Source organism: Amycolatopsis sp. TRM77291, from assembly GCF_054166285.1.
Map to the genome: position 1 here is coordinate 8,494,838 of NZ_JBSZHF010000001.1, position 20,820 is coordinate 8,515,657.

Here is a 20,820-nt window from a genome sequence, read left to right on the forward strand (position 1 = left end):
GTTCCGGAATGTTCCGGGTCCGCGGAACCGAATGCCGGGAGCGGCTCCGAAAAGCCTCGGCCGGGCAGGAACCCCGGGGGCCTCCCGGACGTCCACCGGAGGAGGACGGCATCCGGTCGGGCGACGGCCGGGCCGATATGGGAATCTCGCTGCCGAGGCCATGGCGCGCGTGATAGCTCTATGGCGACGAGGCGAGGGACAAACCAGGAGGATCCAGGCGTGCGGTCATCGACCACAGCGGCGTCCATGCTGGCGTGCGCGGCCGTGCTCCTCGCCGCCTGCAGCAATACCCCGCCCCCGCCCGTGGTCAGCTCTTCGGCCTCCCCGGTGAGCACGTCGACCACGAAGGCGCCATCGCAGGTGGTGGTGGGTGTCGACGACGTTCTCGGCGGCTACAACCCGCACAACCTCGCCGACGCTTCCCAGGTGACGTCGGCGCTTTCGCAGCTGCTGCTCCCGTCGGTGTTCCGCCCCAAGGACGACGGCAGCTTCGAGCTGGACAAGAACCTGATGAAGTCCGCCGAGGTCGTGTCGCAGCAGCCGTTCACGGTCGCGTACACGATCCGCCCGGACGCCTCCTGGTCCGACAGCGCGCCGATCGCCGCCGAGGACTTCGCCTATCTCCGCGAGGCGATGCGCGACCAGCCGGGCGTCATCGGCGCCGCCGGCTACCGGCTGATCTCGGACATCCAATCGCGTGAAGGCGGCAAGCGGGTCGAGGTCACCTTCGCGAAGCCGTATCCGGGCTGGCAGACGCTCTTCGGCAACCTCCTGCCCGCGCATCTGCTCAAGGACGCCCCGAACGGGTGGCAGGGCGCACTGGCGACGACGTTCCCGGCGGTCGGCGGCCCGTACTCCATCAAGGGCCTCGACACCGCGCGCGGAGAGATCACCCTGGAGCGCAACGAGCGCTATTGGGAGAAACCCTCCGCCCTCGACCGGATCGTGCTCCGTGCGGCCGATCAGGACGGCACACTGGCCGCCCTGCGCAGCGGCAACGACCAGTTCGCGATGACCAGGACCGACGGCACCGGCCTGAAACGGCTCGGGGAGCTCGGCTCCGCCGTCCAGCTGCACACGGTCGCGCGTCCCACGGTCGCGCAGATCCTCCTGCGGCCGGTGAGCTCGACGCTGTCGGATCCCAAGGTGCGCGAAGGCGTCACCGCGCTGATCGACCGCGGCAAGCTGATCACCGAGGCGACCGACGGCGGCCCGTCCGACAAGCTCCGCGCCGACGCGCAGGTCCGCGTCCCGTCGGCGCCCGGTTTCCAGCCGACGATCCCGGCCCCGGGGCCGCCGTCGGCGGCGGATCCCGGCAAGGGCGAGGAACTGCTCAAATCCGCCGGATACACCAAGGAAGCGGGCACCTGGCGCAAGAACGGGAAGAACCTTTCGCTGGTCGTCGCCTCGCCCGCCAAACAGGAGCCGTACGCGACGATCGCCAAGGAGCTGACGGCGCAACTGGTGGCCGCGGGGATCGAGGTCAACGCGATCGCCCCGCAGCCGAGGGAGCTCTTCTCGACGATGCTGGCCATGCCGGTGCTCGACGGGATCCAGCAGACGACGCCGGAGGGCGCGGGCAACGTCGGCATCGACATCGCGGTGATCGGCCAGGTCACCGGTGGTGCGGACGTCGCTTCGGTGCTGGCGTCCACCTTCGGCTGCCGTCCCGATCAGCTCACCGACAAGACCAAGGCCGTCGTCCCGGGGAACCCGCTGGGCTTCTGCGATCCGGCCCTGCAGGCCTCGATCGACTCCGCGCTGACCGGCGCCACCCCGGTGGCCGACACGCTTTCGGCCCTGGAACCGGAATTGTGGCGTCGGAATGTTGCCATTCCGTTGTTCCAGCTGGCCGATACCCTCGCCATCGGCTCTGGTATTTCCGGAGTAACCGCAGGTCCTCCTATGGTGGGCCCTTTCGGGGCCGCGGTGAACTGGACGCGGGGCCCGAAGTAGCCGTTTCGAGTCCGGAACGGACCCTGGCGGGTGACCTTTCCCGGCACGTTCGAGTGGCGGACTGATTCCTCAAGGTAACCACTGTATTTCCTGATGTCAGCCGCAAGTTACCCTTTGGTCACGATCGCCCCGGAACTGGTGACTGTTCGTGCATTTCCTTTCTAGCGTGCACCGGCAGTGCGCCAAATGAGTGTTGCTTGGCGTGTCATAGGCTCCGGGCCATCTCACCGGAGCGGTGTGGGGTCCTGTTCCGATCTCAGGAACCCAGTGCTAGGAGGGCACACTTCATGAGGAAGTCCAAGGCAGTCTCCGCCTGGTCGCTGGTCGCGGCCTCCGCGCTTGTGCTGAGCGCATGCAGCGGTGGCGACAGCGGCAGTACCGACCCCAACGGGTCGTCGACCGACATCAAGAGCATGGCGACCGGCAAGGCGCAGAACGGCGAAAACTTCAAGCTCGCGGACACCCCGGGGTACGAAGGCACCGTCACGGTGGGTATCGACGACGGGTACTCGGGCTACAACAACGACACGCCCGACACCAACACGTCGTACAACACCTACATCCTGACCGCCGTGCTCGCCGGTGCCGATGTGCTCGACGGCAACAACAAGGTGCTGCTGAACAACGACGTGTTCGACTCCTGGGAGGTCACCTCCAAGTCGCCGCAGACCGTCGTCTACAAGATCAAGCCGAACGTCAAGTGGTCCGACAACGAGGCGTTCGACTGCGACGACATGTACCTGTCGTGGCTGGCGCACTCCGGCAAGGCGAAGACCTCCGACGGCAAGCAGGCCTTCCTCGCCGCTTCGACGACCGGCTACCAGCTGATCGACCAGGCGACCTGTAAGGACGACCTGACCTTCGAGACCAGGTACACCGAGCCGTACCTGGACTACAAGGGTCTGTTCAACTCGACCGCGATCATGCCCGCGCACATCGTCGAGAAGAACTCGGGCGTCGCCGACATCACCAAGCTGACCCCGACCAGCGACGCGGCCCAGCTGGCGAAGGCCGGTGACTTCTGGACCAACGGCTTCAAGGGCTTCAAGGCCGAGAACATGCCGGCTTCGGGTCCGTACAAGATCACCGCGTTCGACGCCAACCAGAAGGCCGTCACGCTCGAGAAGAACCCGAACTGGATCGGTGGCAAGGGTGGCCCCTCCAAGATCGTCGTGAAGGCGATGGAGGACACCAAGGCCATGGCGACCGCGCTGCAGAACGGTGAGATCGACATCGCCGCTTCGACCCAGCCCGACGCCACCGCGGCGAACACCATGAAGGGCCTCGCCGCCCAGGGCATCACCTACGGTTCGGCCTCGCAGCTGACCTTCGAGCACATCGACCTCAACTACAAGCGCATGTTCAAGGACAAGGACCTGCGCAAGGCGTTCTTCGAGGTCGTCAACCGCCAGGAGATCACCGACAAGCTGCTGAAGGAGGTCCAGGCCGACGCGACCCCGCTGAACAGCATCGTGTTCATGCCGGGCGAGCAGGGCTTCAAGGACCTGTACAGCAGCAAGGCCGGTCTGGGCGCCGAGGCCGCGGCCAAGACGCTGACCGACGCCGGCTGGGTCAAGGGTGGCGACGGCATCTTCGCCAAGAACGGCCAGCGCGCGTCGTTCAAGATCTCGCACAACCAGAACACCCGCCGTCAGCAGACCGTCGAGATCATCATCTCGCAGGCCAAGGCCGCCGGTATCGAGATCACGGACGACCAGGACGCCAACTTCCTGAAGGGTGGCCGTCTCGCGGCCAGCGACTACGACGCCGCGCTCTTCGGCTGGTCCGCCGCTCCGTTCAAGGCCGAGCAGAAGTCGATCTACATCACCCGTGTCGACGACAGCAGCCAGAACTACCAGGGCCTGTCGAACCCGACGATCGACTCGTCCTTCGAGGCGGCCGTGAAGGCCACCGACGAGGCCGTGCAGCTGGAGAACTACCAGAAGGCCGACCAGGCGATCGCGGACGAGTACGCGACGCTGCCGCTGTTCCAGACCCCGTCCATGTGGGCGTTCAAGGGCATCGACCGCACGTACATGCAGTCGTACAACGGTGTCCTGTGGAACGTCGGTGAGTGGGAGCAGAAGAAGTAGGGCTTCCGCCCCGCTTTTTCACCACTCGCTTACGCGATCCTGGTGGTACGGGGTCCGGCCAAAAGCCGGGCCCCGTACCCGCCGGAAGTAGCTGTTGACCGTAGGGTTACCGCCACTACGGTGGACAACCGGGCAGCGGTCCAGCACTTCGGCGGCCAGGCCCGGATGAGGAGCAGTTCGTTGAACCTGGTGATCTACATTCTTCGCCGTCTGGCGATATCGATTCCCGTCCTGCTGGTCGGGACCTTCCTGTGTTTCGTCATGGTCGCCGGCACCGGTGACCCGCTCGCCGAGATGAAGAGCAACCCGGCCATGAGCAAGGAAGCCATCGCGCAGATGGCCTCGCAGCTCGGCCTCGACCAGAGCATCGTGCCCCGGTACTTCACTTGGCTCGGCAACTTCGTCACCGGCGACTGGGGCGTTTCCATCGCACAGGGCAACGCGCAGGCCCCGGTGTTCCCGAAGGTCATGGACGCGTTCGAGGTCACCTTGAAGCTCGTCGTCGGCGCCGAGATCCTCGCGCTCGTCCTCGGCGTCCTCGTCGGTGTGGTCGCGGCGGTCAAGCAGTACTCGATCATCGACTACATCGCCACCACGCTGGCCTTCCTGCTGTTCTCGATGCCGATCTTCTGTGTCGCCATCGTGCTCAAGCGCTACGCGATCGAGTTCAACGGCTGGGTCCGGGACCTGGGACTGTCCGATGTGCTCGGTAACCCGTGGATCCGCACCACGAGCCCGGAGTCGCTGAATTTCGACGGCCCGGGCGGTTTCCTCGCCAGTTATGTCGGCGCGTACCTGCTGCCGACGCTGTCCATCATGGCGATCAGCTTCGCCGCCTACAGCCGGTTCCAGCGCGCTTCGATGCTGGAGACGCTGAACGCGGACTACGTGCGGACCGCGCGTGCCAAGGGACTCGCCAACGGCCGGGTCATCTTCCGCCACGCCTTCCGGAACGCGCTCATCCCGGTGACCACGCTGTTCTCCGTCAACTTCGGTGCCGTGCTCTCGGGCGCGATCATCACCGAGACGGTGTTCAACTGGAATGGCATGGGCAAGCTGCTCGTCGAAGCCGTGACCAAGAGCGACACACAGGTGATGATGGGGTGGCTGGTGCTCATCGCCAGCAGCATCATCGTCGCCAACCTGATCGCCGACCTGATGTACGGCATCCTGGACCCGAGGATTCGCGTTGGCTGACTTGAACTCCCTTATCGCGGCGGAAGGTTCCAAGCCCGCCGACGGCGCGCTCCCGCCGGAGGCGCTGCCCGAGCCGCAGAGCCAGGGCAAGCTGGTCCTGCGCAAGTTCCTGCGGCACAAGCTGGCGATGATCTGCACGGCGGTCCTGCTGCTGCTCGTGCTGACCGTGCTGATCATGCCGATCTTCTGGCCGTACAGCTACGAGGACAGCTCCTTCCCGTCCTTCGCCAAGCCCAGCGCGGAATACCCGCTCGGCACGACACAGGTCGGCAAGGAGATGGTGTCGCAGATCCTGCGCGGCACCCAGTACTCGCTGCTGATCGCGCTCATCGTGTCGCTCGTCGCCACCACCATCGGCACCGTTTTCGGTGCCATGGCGGGGTACCTCCGCGGCTTCACCGACTCGGCGATCTCCCGCGTGACGGACCTGTTCCTGATCGTCCCGCAGATCGCCGCGGCCGCCATCCTGGCCAAGGTGTTCGGCGGCGGTACCTGGTACATCGTCGCGATGGTGCTGGCGGCCTTCGGCTGGATGCCGATCGCCCGTATCGCCAGGGCCGAGTCGATGTCGCTGTCCCAGCGCGAGTTCGTGGACGCCGCCCGCGCGTCCGGCGCCGGGACGTTCCACATCGTGTTCAAGCACCTGGTGCCGAACATGGTCGGCCTCATCACGGTCAACGCGACCCTCGCGATCGCGCAGGCCGTGCTGATCGAGGCGGCACTGTCGTTCATCGGGCTCGGGGTGCAGCTGCCGGACACTTCGCTCGGCCGCGTCATCCTCGAGAACTACGCGCAGCTGCAGGCGCGGCCGGCGCTGTTCTTCGGCCCGTTCGTGGTGCTGGTGCTGATCTCGCTGACGATCAACTTCATCGGTGACGGTCTGCGGGACGCTTTCGACCCGCGTCAGCGCCGTCAGAAGGCGTAAGGCCCTCTCTAGCGCGTGAAGGCCCCCTTCCCTCGGCTCAGCCGCGGGAAGGGGGCCTTCACGCGCTTCAAGCCTCCGCGGGGGTGTCGCGAAAGNGTTGCAGAAGCAGTTCGTGAAGGGCCTGACCGGCGGCGCCACCAAGGGCTGACGCGTTTAGTCCTCTAAATGCTCAGCTGCGCCCCAGCGCCGATGTCGCGAAAGCCACTTTCGGGACACTAGACGTCGCGAAAGTGGCTTTCGCGACACGTTGCCAGGCACCTCTAGTGAGTTCGAGGAGTGAAGGCCTCCTTCCCTACTTTGAGGGTAGGGAAGGAGGCCTTCACGGATCGGGAGCCGTATCTCGCGTGATCAGAGCCGTATCTCGCGTGCTTGGAGGCGTAACTCGCACATACGTCTCCAGACACGTGAGTTACGCCTTCAATCACGCGAGATACGGCTCCAGACACGCGAGTGTCGTCCAGACACACGAAGGCCCCCTTCACCGCGTCCAGCGCGGCGAAGGGGGCCTTCGCGTACCTCTGAGGGTCAGTCGGCCACCGGGGCCAGCTTGCCCGCCTCCCAGGCCGCACGCCGCTCGGCCTGCAGCACCGGGTCCGCGACCGGGGCGGCCGACAGCAGACGACGGGTGTAGTCCTCGCGCGGCGAGTGCAGCACCTGGTCACGCGTGCCGACCTCGACCAGCTTGCCGTGCTGCATCACCGCGACGCGGTCGGCCAGCAGGTCGACGACCGCGAGGTCGTGGCTGATGAACAGGCAGGCGAACTGCAGCGAGCGCTGCAGGTCCAGGAACAGGTCCAGCACCCGCGCCTGCACCGACACGTCCAGCGCCGAGGTCGGCTCGTCCGCGATCAGCAGCGCCGGGTCGAGCGAGAGCGCCCGCGCGATGGCGACGCGCTGGCGCTGGCCGCCGGACAGCTCGTGCGGGTACCGGTTGCGGTAGTGGCCGCCGAGCTCGACCTTGTCCAAAAGGGACGCCACGCGCTCGTTCAGGGCCTTGCCCTGCAGGAACTTGTGCAGCACCATCGGCTCGGCGATCGATTCGCCGATGGTCATCTTCGGGTCCAGTGTGGACGCCGGGTCCTGGAACACGATCGAGAAGTACCGGCGCAGCGGGCGCAGGTCCTTGTTCGACATGTTCGTGATGTCCTTGCCCGCGATCGACACGGTGCCCGCGGTCGGGGTCAGCAGGCGGATCGCGCAGCGGCCGACGGTCGACTTGCCGGAACCGGACTCGCCGACCAGGCCGACGATCTCGCCCTTGGCGATGCTCAGCGAGACGTCGTCCACCGCGCGGTTCTTCGCCTGGCCGCGACGGCCGGGGTACTCCAGCACGAGGTTCTTGATCTCGAGCGCGGGCGCGTTCTCCTCGATCACCGCGGCGAGCTCGGAGTCCTCGAGGCGGATCTCCTCGGCGATCTTCGTGGCCTCGTCACTGTCGGCGGAGATGCCCTCTTCGAGCAGGCGGCGGCCTTCCGGACGCTGGCCCAGCACGGGGACGGCGGCGAGCAGCTTGCGGGTGTACTCCTGCGACGGCGACGCGAACAGGTCGCGCACCGGCGCCTCTTCGACGATGTTGCCCTGGTACATCACGACCACGCGGTCGGCGAGGTCGGCGACGACACCCATGTCGTGCGTGATCAGCACGATCGCGGTGTTGAGGGTGTCGCGCAGCTTGCGCAGCAGGCCGAGGATCTCCGCCTGCACGGTGACGTCGAGCGCCGTGGTCGGCTCGTCGGCGATGATGACCTTCGGGTCGCACGAGATCGCCATCGCGATGACGACGCGCTGCCGCAGGCCACCGGAGAGCTGGTGCGGGTACTGCTTGAAGCGCAGCGGCGGGTTCGGGATGCCGACCATCTCCAGCAGCTCGATGGCGCGCTTGTCGGCGGCTTCCTTCGAGATGTCCTGGTGCGAGCGGAGCGCCTCGCGCAGCTGCCAGCCGACGGTGTAGACCGGGTTCAGCGCGGTCATCGGCTCCTGGAAGATCATCGCGACCTGGTTGCCGCGGATCTTCTGGAGGTCCTTCTCCTTGAGGTCGGCGAGGTTGCGGTCGCCGAGGCGGAGCTCACCCGCGATCCGGCTCGTCTTCGGGAGCAGCCCGAGCACCGACATCGAGGTCACCGACTTGCCGGAACCGGACTCACCGACCACCGCGACGATCTCACCCGGTTTGACGTCGAATCCGATGCCCTTGACGGCGTTGACCACGCCCTCGTCGGTCGGGAACGAGACGCTCAGGTCGGAGATGGACAGAACCGAACCCGACACGCCGCCGAGGTCCGACGATGCTGCTTCAGTGCTCACCAAGATGCCCTTCGTGGGGGTACATATGGTCACGGCGCATCGGCCATGACTCGCGCGAGGATAACCGAGAGTCGCCCGACTAAGGTCGGTGCTCTCCGGCTTCCGTTCCCGACACCCTATAAAGGAAAGCGCGCCGTGTTCGAATTAGTCTTCAAGCCGTGATCTCCGATCTGCCCAAATTGCTCCTCGTGCATGCCCATCCGGACGACGAGAGCATCACCACCGGTGGCACCATCGCGCGTTACGCCGCCGAAGGCGCCGAAGTGACCGTTGTCACGTGCACTCTCGGTGAGGAAGGCGAGATCATCCCGCCGTCCCTCGACGGCCTCGGCTCGTGGGCTTCGGACCAGCTGGGCGGCTACCGCGCGGGCGAGCTGGCGTCGGCTTGCGCGGCGCTGGGTGTCACGCGGCACCGGTACCTCGGCGGCATCGGCCGCTGGCGTGACTCGGGTATGGCCGGGACGCCGTCCGCGGCCCATCCGCGCGCGTTCTCCGGCGGCGACCTCGGCGAGCAGGCGGCTCAGCTCGCCGAGATCCTCGACGAGGTCCGGCCCCAGGTCGTCGTCACGTATGACGCCTTCGGGGGTTACGGGCACCCCGACCACATCCGCGCGCACGAGGTCACGATGGCCGCGGCCCCGGAGGCCGCGTCGGTCGAGCGGGTGTTCCACACCGTCTCTTCCCGCGACGCCGTCGCGGCGGGCCTCGCCGCGCTGCGGGGGCGCTCCCCGTTCCGGGTCCCGGAAGACGGCGAACTCCCGGTGACGCCGGACGAGACCATCACGACCGTCCTCGACGTCGGCGCGCACATCCCGGCGAAGGCGGCCGCGCTGCGGGCGCACGAGACCCAGGTCAGCGTGCCCGCTCCGCCGCATCTCGCGGATCACTTCGCGCTGAGCAACGACATCGCGCAGCCGATCCCCCCGAACGAGTACTTCGTGCTCGCCCACGGACCGGCCGAAGGCGCCGCGGCCGATCTGTTCGGGGGCCTCGCGAGGTGAACCCGCCGCTCACGTCGCGGCAGCGTCTGCTGCTGGCCCTGCTGACCTTCGACGCGTTCCTGCTCGGCCTGCTCGAACTGTTCTTCCTGCCGCTCCGGCTCGACGGGATCGTGCTGCCGAAGGTCGGCGACGCGCCCCTGCCGGTGACCGTGGTGCTCGCGGTGATCACCACCCCGCTGCTGGTGCGGACGACCGCGAAAGTGGTGCGGCCCTCCTTTTCGGTGATTCCGCTGCTCGTCTGGGTACTAGTCGTACTGGGAATGGGCGCGACCGGCCCCGGTGGTGATCTGGTGCTGATACAGGACTGGCGGGCCTTGCTGCTGATCGGCGGCGGGGCGCTGCCGGGGGCACTGGCGCTGGGTGGCGGTCTGGGAAGGGCGGCGAAAGCCGCGAAGGGAGTCAGCGGTGGGTGAAGCGATTTCGGACCGCCAGGTCGTGGCGGTGCTGCGGCCGTTCGTCCGCGGCTGCGGGCCGATGGTCGACGCGCTGCGTGACGCGGACCCGTTCGGCCTGCAGGCACGAGGGCGCCGCCACGAGGATCTCGACGGCGTCGAGCCCGGGCTGAAGGACAAGCTGCTCAACGGGATCACCTCGGTCAAGGTGCCCGGCACCGCGGCGTGGGCCGAGATGTCGAACTACCAGCGGACCGACTGGTGGGTGAACCGGGTCGGCCGGTTCACCGCGCTGATCACCGCGATCCCCGGTCTCGGGGGCGCGCTGGCCGACCGGCTGCCCGTGCAGGACGCGCTCGGCTCGGCGGCACAAGGCGTGTTGCTGTGCGCGATCGCGGGGGAGTACGGCGTGACCGACGTTGGCGCGCGAGTCCGGCTGATCGCGTGGGTCCTTTTCGAACGCGACATCGATCCGGTACTCGCGGCGGGCAAACACGCCGATCACGACAAAGCCGCCGAAGACGACGAAGCGGCGAAGCTCACCGAAGAGCTCGACGACGCGAAGAAGAAGCACGGCAAGATCACCCTGAAGGCCGCCGCCGGCACGCTGTGGCGCCTGGGCCGGGGTCTGCTGGGCATCGTCGACGAACTGGAGAAGCGGCCCCGGGGCCGTCTTTTCCACCGTGCGCTCGGGAAGCTGCCGGTCGTCGGTATGGCGGGCGACTACCTCGGCGAGCGGTCCGGCCTCAAACGCGTCTGGAAGCGGGCGCACGAGTGGTTCACCGAGCACCCTGAGGGCGAGCTCACTTCCAGAACATGAACGCGTCCTGGCCGTACATGGCGGCCAGCTTGAATCCGCCGACGACGTCGAAGATCGCGAAGGACCCTTGCCACAGCAAGCGGCTCGCACCGTCCACGAGGAACAGCACGGCGAAGAGCACGATCGGCGCCCACGGCCGGGCCTTCGCGCCGAACTCGCGCGCGCCGGGCGACAGGTACGGCTCGATCGCGCCCCAGCCGTCGAGGCCGGGGATCGGCAGGATGTTCAGGATGAACGTGACGATCTGAAGCAGCGCCAGGAACGAAAGACCGATCACGAGACCGGACGCCATCGGCACCAGCGCGACGACGAGGGTCAGCAGGACGCCGACGGCGAGGTTGCTCAGCGGTCCGGCGAGCGAAACCCACGACTGGACCCCGCGCGAGCGCAGGCGTCCGTGTTCGATCCAGACCGCGCCACCCGGCAGCGGGATGCCGCCGATGATGAGGAATACCAACGGCAGGATGATGGACAGTGCGGGATCCGTGTATTTCCGGACGTCCATGGACAGGTAACCCTTGTGGGCGACGCTGTGGTCGCCGCCTCGGAACGCGACGACCGCGTGCCCGAATTCGTGGAGCGTCAGTGACGCGACCCAGCCACCCGCGACGAGCAGGACCACGCCGGCGATGATCAGCGGGTCGTACTGCCGGCTGGAAATCGTGGTCGCATCACCGAAAACCGCCAGTACACCGCCCAGGACGGTGACCGCGAGGATGCCGAGGAAGATCGGGCTGGGCCGCACTGCTGATCTCTGCACCCCTCCAGTCTTCCGTATGCCCGATGTGAAGTTCTCGGCGTGTCCCCTTGCGCTTCCGCGCGCGGGTATCCCCCGAACTCGCTACTCCGCTTGACCTGACCGCACTACACGGGTGTAATCACAGTGATGTCATTCGTCGCTGGAAGGGGGCGGCGGATGGTGTTTCAACACCGCCAGCCTGGGGAGTGCGTGGACAGCGAGGAGGCGGACGTGCGGTTGGAAGCAGATGGAAGGGAATGGGGGCAAGTCGTGGGTTGGGGTGAGGTCCCGGAGCAGCAACTGGGCGATCTCACCGAGCTTTTCGACGACGCCTCCGCGGAAGAGCAGGACTGGCAGGAACGGGCCCTCTGCGCGCAGACGGACCCGGAGGCGTTCTTCCCCGAGAAGGGCGGCTCCACCCGTGAAGCCAAGCGGATCTGCCTCGGTTGCGAGGTCAAGGACGAGTGCCTCGAGTACGCCCTCGCGCATGACGAGCGGTTCGGTATTTGGGGCGGGCTCTCCGAACGCGAGCGTAGGAAACTGAAAAAGCGAGCCGTGTGACGGCGATCTCCGGCGGCCTGTGCGCCCCGGAGATCGCTTACGCCGCTTCCACATAGTGGGGCCACCAACGGGTGACAGGGTCGCGTCGTAGGGTGGCGGCACTCGACTTCGCCGCCACATCTGGAGTGCCCGTTGTCACGCACCGCCGCGTCACCTGTGTTGCGCACGGTCCCCGTTCTGGCCATTGTGGTCTGTCACGACGGCGAGAACTGGTTGCCACTGGCGCTTTCCGCGCTGCGGCGCAGCGGAGTCCGGCCGCGGCACGTCCTCGCGGTCGACACCGGATCCACCGACGGGACGGCGAAGATCCTCGCCGACGCGGCGTCCGTCGGCGAGGCGCCGGTCTTGGACGGAATTCTCACACTTTCCCGTGACGTCGGCTTCGGTGCCGCCGTCGGCGCGGCCGTCGAGCACGCCGTCGAACGCTGGGGTGATCCCGGTGGCTGGCTCTGGCTGCTGCACGACGACTGCGCCCCGGAGCCCGACTGTCTCGAAAACCTGTTGGCAGCGGCGGAAAACGAGCCCGAGGCGACGGTGCTCGGTCCGCTCGCGGTCGACTGGAGCGACCCGCGGCTCATCGTCGAAGCCGGGTTGTCGACCGACGCCATCGGCCACCGGCAGCAGATCTCGCCGGACGAGGACGACACCGCCGTGCTCGCCGTGCCGAGCGCGGGATCGCTGGTGCGGCGGGAAGTCTGGCACGAACTCGGCGGCTACGATCCGCGATTTCCGTTGCTGCGCGAGGATCTCGACTTCGGCTGGCGGGCGAACGCCGCGGGCGGCCGCGTGCTCTCGGTGCCCGCTGCCCGGCTCCGGCACGCTCGCGCGCTCAGCACCGGACAGCGCGAACCGGACGCCCTCGGGCTTTCCCTCGCGACGGCGAACCGCGCGCACGGGCTGCGGGTGTTCCTCGTCAACTGCTCCCCACTGTCCTTTTGGTTCGGACTTTTTCGAATTCCGGTGTTCGCGATGCTGCGCGCGCTCGCGTTCCTGGTGTTGCGGCGCACCGGCGAGGCGGGCGCGGAACTCTCGGCCGCCTGGTACCTGCTGCGCGGCCGCGGCGGACTACGCGCCGCTCGCGCCGAACGCCGGAAGACCGGCAAGCCGGGCCGGGTACGTGGGCTGTTCACCGGCCGGATGACGCGGGTGCGCAACGCGGTGCGCGCCGGTGTCGTCGGCCTCGTCCGGCGTGGTGTGGAACGGGATTTCGCTCTCGGGACGGTGCCGGAGAGCGTCGATCAGGAAGGGGCCTGGATCCCGCCGGAGGCGGTGAAGGCGGGACAGGACCGTCCGATCGGTCCTGGCGCGCTGCCGGCGGGGGCGATGCGCGGTGTCGGCTCGCGGGGGACAGGCCTGCGGCGGCCCAGCGGGGTCGTCGCGGTCGCGGTGCCGGAGAAGCCCGCGGAGGCCGGGCCGAAACCGTCGCCGGTGCCGCGGGACGGCGGACGGCGGCCGGAACCGGAACTCGTGTTCGTCGAGGTGGACCGGAAACGCGTGCTGGGCGCGACCGTGTTCGCCCCGCCGGTACTCATGCTCGTCGTGTTGACGGCCCTCGCGTTCGTGATCAGCGGGTCCCGGCTGGGGCTGGACCTCTTCGGCGGGAAACTGCTGCCGGTCGGCGGGCTCGGCGAGATCTGGTCGTCGTATCTCGCGCCGTGGCACGCGATCGCGGGCGGGACGGCGAGCCCCGCGCCCGCGACGCTGCCGGTGCTGGGCACGCTCGGCGCGATCTTCGCCCCGATCGGCGGACCCGCCGCGCTGGTCGCGATCCTGCTGATCGGTGACATCCCGCTCGCCGCGCTGAGCGCGTACGCCGCCACTCGGCACCTTCGCGTCCGGCGCTGGGTTCGGGCCGTCGTCGCGGCGGCGTACGGCGTTCTCCCCGCGGCCACCGCTTCGGTCGCGCAGGGACGGCTCGACGTCGTCGTCGTGCATCTGCTGCTGCCGCTGGTGATCGCGGGCCTCGTCGGGCTGTTGGTGCGCGCGGATTCGCGCTGGCTGCACGTTTCCGCGCTGAGCGCGATCGGGCTGGCGCTGATCGGCGCCTTCTCGCCGCTGGCGCACGCGCTGGCGCTGGTCGGGTTGCTGATCGGATTCGTGGTACTGCCCTCGCCGACCGGGCTCGCGCGGCGGATCGCGTCGGTCGGCATCGTGGTGTTCCTGCCGCTGGCGTTGCTGCTGCCGTGGCCGAGTGTGCTGCTGCGGCATCCGGAACTGCTGTTGCACGGGCTCGGTGGCGGCGCCACTGCCGCGTCCGGGGCCGACCTCGCCGGACTGGACCCGGGCGGTCCCGGCGCCTGGCCGATCGGGGTGGCGCTGGTCGCGGCGGCGATCGTCGCGCTGGTGGTCCGGCCGTCGAAGGGCGCCGCCGGTGGTGTCGCGGTCGTCGTGCTGGGCGTGCTCGGGCTGGGGGCGGTGCGGTTCGTGGCCGTGACGCCGATGTCGGGCGGCGCACACGCGACCGGATACGCCGGGGTGCCGCTGCTGGTGATCAGCGCCGGACTGCTGTGGACGGTGCTGGCGACCTGGCAGCGGGGCGTGTCCGGGGTCGACCCGGCGCCTTGGCTGGCGAAGGTCACGGCCGTGGCCGGGGTGCTCGTGCTGCTGGCGCTGGCGACCGGTGCGGTCGTCGCCGGGCGGGAAGGGCCTCTGCGGGCGGGTGCGCGTCCCTCGCTGGCTCCGGAGATCTCGGCGGAATTGGCCGCGAGTGGCCGCTCGGTGCTGGTGATCGGTTCTGCTCCGGATGGTGTCCGGCAGACCGGTGGGCGGTTGCCGGCTTTCGGCGACGACGAGTTCGCGCCGACGCCGGGCAGCGCCGATCGGCTCGCCTCGTGGCGCCGGGACCTGCTGCAAGGCTCGCCGGACGCCGCCAAGCAGGCCTTCGCGGCTGCTTTGGCCTCGGGCGTGTCGTATGTCGTGCTGCCGAGCGGTGCCGACGGCGGCGCCTTCGTCGAACTCGCGCGTGACCTGGTCGCTCTGGCGGCGCCGACCTCGGACGGGCGTCCGGTGCTGCGGTTGCTGCCCGCCGGGGGTCAGGTGGCGCTGATCTCGCCGGAACTGGCGCAGGCGGCCGTGACCGGGAAGGGCGCGCCGGGGGCGTCGCCCGGGGTGGCGCCGGTGCAGGCGGCGCTGCCGGACGTGCGGGTGCGCGTCTCGGAGGGACCGACCGGGCGGCTGCTCGTGCTGGCCGCGGAGTTCGAGGCGGGCTGGCAGGCGAGCGTGGACGGCAAGGCGGTGCCGATCGTGCGGGCGTGGGGGCATCAGGTGGCGGTCTCGGTTCCGCCGACGCCGTCGGAGGTCGTGGTGGAGCATCAGGGGACGACGCGGAACCTGTTGCTGCTGGCGCAGGTGGCGGCGGTTTTGTTCACGCTGCTGACTGCTGTTCCTACGCGGAGGCGCTCTGCGGCTTCTTGAGCGGCTGGGCGGTCCTGAAGGGCACCTTCGAGACGTTGAACGTCCCAAAGGTGCCCTTCAGGACGTTCGGCCGCGGTGCCCGGGGTTCCCAATGTCGCATTCGTGTCGCTCAGCGTCTCGAATGCGACATTGGGAACCTTGCCCAAGCCCTGCGGTCCCGAGTTGTCCACAGCCCCTTCCCCTTGTGGACAACTCAGGGTTCAGGGCGCGTTTTCGCAGGTCCCATCGGTGCCCCGCGATACACTGGGCTGGGGACGCCCCCCGGGGAAGGGCGGGGGCTGGGGTGCGGGGGTGAGGGTTATTCGCCTTCGATGACGTCGGGTTCGACGCCCAGGTAGCCCGCGACCTGTTCGACGAGGACGTCGTGCACGAGTTCCGCGAGTTCGCCGGGGTCCTTCGCGCGCGCTTCGAGGGGGCGGCGGTAGAGGACGATGCGCGCCCGCGTCGGGAGGCCGGCGCGGTCGACGCCGGCGGGCACGAGCCGCGAGAGCGGGACGGCGCCGTCGTGCAGTACGCCGTCGACTCCGGCCGGTGCGCCATCCGAGCGAACTTCGGGGACGTCGTCGACGGCGACGTCGAGCTTCGTCAGCTCGTGCCGCCACCGCGCTTCGATCGGTTCGAGCGCGTCCAGAACCAGCGCGTCGAACCTTTCCGCCCTGCTAGCGGCGGCGGGAAGGGTCGACGGATACAGCGCTCCGCGCAGGCCCCGGCCGTGCCGGTCCCGTCGCATCCGCCGTCGCTGTCGGGAATCACGAGCCGTCGCCACGAACCGAAGGGTACGCGCTCGGCGAATCAAAGCGCGTGTCGCCGGTACGCCCGGCTCGCGACGCGCTATCGTTCTCGATCGTGCGGAGCGTACGAAAGTGTTCGCGAACGGGTTGTCTCGAACCCGCTGTCGCCACGCTCACGTATGCCTACAGCGATTCGACCGCCGTCGTGGGCCCGCTGGCCACCGCGAGCGAGCCGCACTCCTACGACCTCTGCGAGGCGCACGCCCTCCGGCTGACCGTGCCCAAGGGCTGGGAAGTCGTCCGGCACGAAGGGGCCTTCGCCGCCCCGGACCCGTCCGCCGACGAGCTGACCGCGCTGGCCGAGGCCGTGCGCGAGGCGGGCCGGTCCGACAAGCCCGCCCCCGAGCCCGAACCCGAGGGCCCCTCGGGCAGGCGCGGCCACCTGCGCGTCCTGCCCGGCCGCGCCTGACGCGAAGGCTCGCCGGTAGGCTTTCGAGCGCGCCAGAGGGCGTTGTAACGAGACTATTGGCGGGGAGCAGGCGTGCCAGACCTTTCGGGCATCGTGAAGGCCTACGACATTCGCGGCGTGGTCGGTGAGCAGCTGGACGCGGCACTCGTCCGCGACCTCGGATCGGCGTTCGCCCTGTTGATCAAGCCGGAGTCCGACTCCGTGGTGATCGGCCACGACATGCGCGACTCCTCGCCCGAGCTGGCCGCCGCGTTCGCCGACGGCGTGACCTCGCAGGGCCTCGACGTCGTGTCGATCGGCCTCGCCAGCACCGACCAGCTGTACTTCGCGTCCGGGTCGCTCAACCTGCCGGGCGCCATGTTCACCGCCAGCCACAACCCGGCGAAGTACAACGGCATCAAGCTGTGCCGCTCGGGCGCCGCCCCGGTCGGCCAGGACTCCGGTCTCGCGGAGATCCGCGACACCGTCGAGCAGGGTGTGCCCGCCTTCGAGGGCCAGCGCGGTTCGGTGACCGAGAAGGACGTCCTCGCGGACTACGCGGCGTACCTGCGCAAGCTCGTCGACCTGTCGGGCAGCCGTCCGCTGAAGGTCGTCGTCGACGCGGGCAACGGCATGGGCGGCTACACCGTTCCGACGGTATTCGCCGGCCTGCCCATCGAGGTCGTCCCGATGTACTTCGAACTCGACGGCAACTTCCCGAACCACGAGGCCAACCCGCTCGACCCGAAGAACATCGTCGACCTCCAGGCGAAGGTGCGCGAGGAAGGCGCCGACGCGGGCCTCGCCTTCGACGGCGACGCGGACCGCTGCTTCGTCGTCGACGAGCGCGGCGAGCCGGTCTCGCCGAGCGCCATCACCGCGCTGGTCGCGATCCGCGAGCTGGAGAAGGAGCCGGGCGGCACCATCATCCACAACCTGATCACGTCGAAGGGTGTCCCGGAGATCGTCGCCGAGCACGGCGGCAAGCCGGTGCGCACCCGGGTCGGGCACTCGTTCATCAAGGCCGAGATGGCCAAGACCGGCGCGATCTTCGGCGGGGAGCACTCCGCCCACTACTACTTCCGCGACTTCTGGCGGGCCGACACCGGCATGCTGGCCGCGCTGCACGTCCTCGCCGCCCTCGGCGAGCAGGCGGGCCCGCTGTCCGAGCTGACGGCGGAGTACTCGCGCTACTCGGCCTCCGGTGAGATCAACTCCACCGTCGACGACCAGGTCGCGCGCATGATGGCGGTCAAGGACGCGTTCGGCGCCCGCGACGGCGTCGAAATCGACGAACTGGACGGGCTCACCGTGCAGCTCCCCGGCGGTGGCTGGTTCAACCTGCGCCCGTCCAACACCGAGCCGCTGCTCCGCCTGAACGTCGAGGCCGCCGACGCCGAGGCCGTCCGGGCGCTGACCGAAGACGTATTGGCGATCGTCCGTGGGTAACGAATGTGTCGTGAAGACGCACACAGAGCCGTCCCACAGGTAGGGAGTAACCATGGCCGTCACGTTCGACGCACAGTTGCTGGAGATCCTGGCCTGCCCGTCCCCCGATCACGCGCCGCTGCGGCCGGGGACGGCGGCCGATCCCGAGGCCGACGCGCTGACCTGCACGGAATGCGGTCGCGAGTATCCGGTCCGTGATGGAATCCCGGTACTGTTGCTGGACGAAGCCACCGAGCCGACGACCCCGGATGGCGCCCATGCCGACGGTCCCTGACGATTCCCTGCTCGACGATCCCGCGAGGCTGGCCGAGGCCGACACCGCGGGGCTTCTCCGTGCCGCCGCGATGGCGGGCGCCCAGGTCCGGGCGACCGCCGAAGCCGCGGCCGAACTCGAGCTGAGCGATCGCCTGGACGTCGGGCGCCCGCGCTCGCTCGTGCTGATCGACCGGCCGGGGGTCAGCCGGACGCTGACCCGGCTGGTCGCCGCGCTCCTGACCCCGTCGTGCCCGGTGCCGGTGGTCGTCGCCGAGGTGGTGCCGAGCTGGATCGGCGCGCTCGACGTGGTCTTCGCGCACACCGACGACGCCGGTGACCGCGAGCTGGCCGCCTCCTTGGAACGCGCCGCCCGGTTCGGGGCGAGGGTCGTGTTGTCCGCCCCCGACGAAGGCCCCGTCGCGGCCTCCATCGCGGGCAAGGGGCTGCTGCTCGCACCGCGGATCCCGGTCCCGCCGGAGATGGCGTTCCCGCGCGGGCTCGCCGCCGCGCTGCTCACCGCGAACGCGCTCGGCCTGCTGGTGGCCGATCTGGAGCAGCTCGCGGACCACCTCGACGCGGAGGCCGAGAAGGACTACCTGGCCAGGGATTCGTTCGCGAACCCGGCCAAGGCGATGGCGCTGAAGCTGGCCGAACGCCAGCCGCTGCTGTGGGGCCTGGACCCGGTCGCGGTCGCCGTCGGCGAGCACGCGGCCCACGCGTTCGCCGCGCACGCCGCCCTCGTCTGTGACGTGGAGGACTATCGCCAGGCGCTGGCCAGGCCCGCTTTGCGGCGGGCGGCGTTGTCCGGGGGCGTGGAGCGCGATATCTTCGCGGACCCGGAGGAGGGGGCCGGCGCGACGCCGAAAGTGTTGCTCCTCTCCGTTCGCACTGGGCCCGCCGCCGAGGCGGCCCGCTTTCAGGCGGAAGATCTGCTGCCCGGCGGCGACGTGATCGCCCCGGCCGAAGAGATCGAAACGGACGAGACCGTGCGTGCGGCCGTTCTCGCGCTCCGTTTCGAGCTGGCCGCGGTCTATCTGGGGCTGGCCGTCGGCAGCATCGGCGGCGCCGGGAGGTACACGCCCGCAACGGCGTGAGTCCCGAGCGCGACGTAAGCAATGAGGGCCGGCACCACCCGTGCCCGGCGAGGAGTTGAGGTGACAGTGGAGCTGCTGCGCAATGCCGTGCGGCCCTACGCGTGGGGGTCGAGAACGACGATCCCCGAGCTGCTGGGGCGCCCGGTGCCGGCGCCGCATCCGGAGGCGGAACTGTGGATGGGCGCCCACCCCGGCGACCCGTCCCACGTCATCGGCCCGGACGGTACCGAGCGGAGCCTGCTGGAGCTCGTCGAAGCCGATCCGGTCGGCCAGCTCGGCACGACCTGCGCCGGCCGCTGGGGCGGCAGGCTGCCGTTCCTGCTGAAGATCCTCGCCGCCGAAGAGCCGCTTTCGATGCAGGCGCACCCGTCGGCCGCGCAGGCGGCGGAGGGTTACGCGCGCGAGGAGTCGGCGGGGATCCCTCGCGACGCCTCGAACCGCAACTACCCGGATCCGACGGCGAAGCCGGAACTCGTCTGCGCGCTGACGGAGTTCCACGCGCTGGCGGGCTTCCGCGACCCGGAGCGCACGATCTCGCTGCTGAAGGCGATCGAGACGCCCGGGCTGGCGAAGTACGCGGTGCTGCTGGAGGCCCAGCCGGATCCGGCCGGGCTGCGGGCGCTGTTCACCACCTGGATCACCCTGCCGCAGGCGGCGCTCGACGAACTGCTGCCCGAGGTCCTCGACTCGTGTGTGAAGCACGTCCAGGAACGCGGCGAGTTCGACGTCGAATGCCGCACCATCCTGGAGCTCGGCGAGTCGCATCCCCGGGACGCGGGGGTGCTCGCGGCGCTGCTGCTCAACCGGCTCACCCTCAGCGCGGGCGAGGCGATCTACCTGCCCGCCGGGAACCTGCACCTGTACCTGCACGGCACCGCCGTCGAAATCCTGGCGAACTCGGACAACATCCTGCGCTGCGGGCTGACCCCGAAGCACGTCGACGTGCCGGAGCTGCTGCGCGTCGTCGACTTCGCGTGCGGCGAGATGCCGGTCCAGAGCGGCGAACGTGAGGACCGCATGTCGGTGTACCGCACCGACGCGCCCGAGTTCGAGCTGTCGCGGATCGAATGGGAGGCCGGGGACGGCGGCGAGGTCGCCGTCCACGACGTCGGCCCGCAGATCCTGCTGTGCACCGCGGGGAGCCTGCTGGTGACCGCCGACGACGGCGAGCAGGTCGAACTCCGCCGCGGCCAGTCGGTGTGGCTCCCGGCCGCCGACCCCGCCGTCCGGGTGCGCCCGCTGTCCGGCGAGCGCACCCAGGTGTTCCGGGCCACCGCCGGCACCTGCTGACCCCTTCCGCGTTTAGTCCTCTGGATGCGGTCCTTGCGCGCGCAAGGACCGCATCCAGAGGACTGAACGCGTGGGGGCTTGGCCGAAGTGTGTGCGTTCCGTGTGGTGGCTTCCGCAACTATCGCCCGAAGGGGTGACCCGGCGCTTGGCG

17 protein-coding genes are annotated in these 20,820 nt (G+C 69.2%); 14 read left to right on the plus strand and 3 right to left on the minus strand.

Annotated features, from left to right (window positions below):
* Nucleotides 1-246: 246 nt before the first annotated feature.
* The 4 genes from ACXIZN_RS39950 (at nt 247) to ACXIZN_RS39965 (ending at nt 6,171) form a co-directional block, all read left to right on the plus strand.
* Nucleotides 247-1,956, plus strand: coding sequence for an ABC transporter family substrate-binding protein (locus ACXIZN_RS39950; RefSeq protein WP_457960720.1), 1,710 nt, complete (start codon nt 247-249; stop codon nt 1,954-1,956).
* A 287-nt stretch (nt 1,957-2,243) separates the two neighbouring features.
* On the plus strand, nt 2,244-4,049 hold the full coding sequence (locus ACXIZN_RS39955) for an ABC transporter family substrate-binding protein (RefSeq protein ID WP_457959941.1): 1,806 nt from the start codon (nt 2,244-2,246) through the stop codon (nt 4,047-4,049).
* Between the two features lie 180 nt (nt 4,050-4,229).
* Nucleotides 4,230-5,246, plus strand: coding sequence for an ABC transporter permease (locus ACXIZN_RS39960; RefSeq protein WP_034305904.1), 1,017 nt, complete (start codon nt 4,230-4,232; stop codon nt 5,244-5,246).
* Complete coding sequence (locus ACXIZN_RS39965) at nt 5,239-6,171, plus strand: ABC transporter permease (protein WP_378445379.1); 933 nt, start codon at nt 5,239-5,241, stop codon at nt 6,169-6,171. Before ACXIZN_RS39960 ends, ACXIZN_RS39965 begins: the two co-directional genes overlap by 8 nt.
* A 525-nt stretch (nt 6,172-6,696) precedes the next feature.
* Here the strand turns inward: ACXIZN_RS39965 and ACXIZN_RS39970 are convergent.
* The gene (locus ACXIZN_RS39970) at nt 6,697-8,475 is read right to left on the minus strand and encodes an ABC transporter ATP-binding protein (protein WP_457959942.1); all 1,779 of its coding nucleotides are present in this window, start codon (nt 8,473-8,475) and stop codon (nt 6,697-6,699) included.
* Between the two features lie 158 nt (nt 8,476-8,633).
* Here ACXIZN_RS39970 and mshB point away from each other — a divergent pair, with 158 nt between their 5' ends.
* Genes mshB through ACXIZN_RS39985 form a run of 3 tightly spaced genes read left to right on the plus strand, consistent with a single transcriptional unit; the run spans nt 8,634 to nt 10,688 of the window.
* Nucleotides 8,634-9,476, plus strand: a complete 843-nt coding sequence (gene mshB, locus ACXIZN_RS39975; protein ID WP_457959943.1) for an N-acetyl-1-D-myo-inositol-2-amino-2-deoxy-alpha-D-glucopyranoside deacetylase — start codon at nt 8,634-8,636, stop codon at nt 9,474-9,476.
* Entirely contained in the window at nt 9,473-9,889 is a 417-nt protein-coding gene (locus tag ACXIZN_RS39980; protein WP_457959945.1) for a hypothetical protein, read from the plus strand. The genes mshB and ACXIZN_RS39980 overlap by 4 nt, the downstream gene beginning before the upstream one ends.
* The gene (locus tag ACXIZN_RS39985; RefSeq protein ID WP_457959946.1) at nt 9,882-10,688 is read left to right on the plus strand and encodes a hypothetical protein; all 807 of its coding nucleotides are present in this window, start codon (nt 9,882-9,884) and stop codon (nt 10,686-10,688) included. The genes ACXIZN_RS39980 and ACXIZN_RS39985 overlap by 8 nt, the downstream gene beginning before the upstream one ends.
* Here the strand turns inward: ACXIZN_RS39985 and ACXIZN_RS39990 are convergent.
* A complete protein-coding gene (locus tag ACXIZN_RS39990; RefSeq protein ID WP_457960721.1) occupies nt 10,672-11,433 on the minus strand; it encodes a site-2 protease family protein in 762 nt (253 codons plus the stop codon). The genes ACXIZN_RS39985 and ACXIZN_RS39990 overlap by 17 nt on opposite strands.
* Before the next feature lie 171 nt (nt 11,434-11,604).
* Here ACXIZN_RS39990 and ACXIZN_RS39995 point away from each other — a divergent pair, with 171 nt between their 5' ends.
* On the plus strand, nt 11,605-11,988 hold the full coding sequence (locus ACXIZN_RS39995) for a WhiB family transcriptional regulator (protein WP_007028952.1): 384 nt from the start codon (nt 11,605-11,607) through the stop codon (nt 11,986-11,988).
* Between the two features lie 132 nt (nt 11,989-12,120).
* Nucleotides 12,121-15,402 (plus strand): glycosyltransferase, encoded by a 3,282-nt coding sequence (locus ACXIZN_RS40000; RefSeq protein WP_457959948.1) that lies wholly within the window; start codon nt 12,121-12,123, stop codon nt 15,400-15,402.
* A gap of 298 nt (nt 15,403-15,700) precedes the next feature.
* Here the strand turns inward: ACXIZN_RS40000 and ACXIZN_RS40005 are convergent, their stop codons facing one another.
* Nucleotides 15,701-16,132 carry a metallopeptidase family protein gene (locus ACXIZN_RS40005; protein WP_016337110.1) on the minus strand — a complete coding sequence of 144 codons (432 nt, stop codon included), beginning with the start codon at nt 16,130-16,132 and terminating at the stop codon, nt 15,701-15,703.
* Between the two features lie 116 nt (nt 16,133-16,248).
* On the opposite strand from ACXIZN_RS40005, the gene ACXIZN_RS40010 reads away from it, so the two are divergent.
* The 5 genes from ACXIZN_RS40010 (at nt 16,249) to manA (ending at nt 20,669) form a co-directional block, all read left to right on the plus strand.
* The gene (locus ACXIZN_RS40010) at nt 16,249-16,602 is read left to right on the plus strand and encodes a DUF3499 domain-containing protein (protein WP_073848429.1); all 354 of its coding nucleotides are present in this window, start codon (nt 16,249-16,251) and stop codon (nt 16,600-16,602) included.
* 72 nt (nt 16,603-16,674) lie between these two features.
* The gene (locus ACXIZN_RS40015) at nt 16,675-18,030 is read left to right on the plus strand and encodes a phosphomannomutase/phosphoglucomutase (protein WP_034305253.1); all 1,356 of its coding nucleotides are present in this window, start codon (nt 16,675-16,677) and stop codon (nt 18,028-18,030) included.
* A gap of 52 nt (nt 18,031-18,082) precedes the next feature.
* Complete coding sequence (locus ACXIZN_RS40020; RefSeq protein WP_126735775.1) at nt 18,083-18,304, plus strand: Trm112 family protein; 222 nt, start codon at nt 18,083-18,085, stop codon at nt 18,302-18,304.
* Nucleotides 18,288-19,379, plus strand: a complete 1,092-nt coding sequence (locus ACXIZN_RS40025; RefSeq protein WP_457959949.1) for a hypothetical protein — start codon at nt 18,288-18,290, stop codon at nt 19,377-19,379. The genes ACXIZN_RS40020 and ACXIZN_RS40025 overlap by 17 nt, the downstream gene beginning before the upstream one ends.
* 66 nt (nt 19,380-19,445) lie before the next feature.
* Entirely contained in the window at nt 19,446-20,669 is a 1,224-nt protein-coding gene (gene manA / locus ACXIZN_RS40030) for a mannose-6-phosphate isomerase, class I (protein WP_457960722.1), read from the plus strand.
* Nucleotides 20,670-20,820 lie beyond the last annotated feature (151 nt).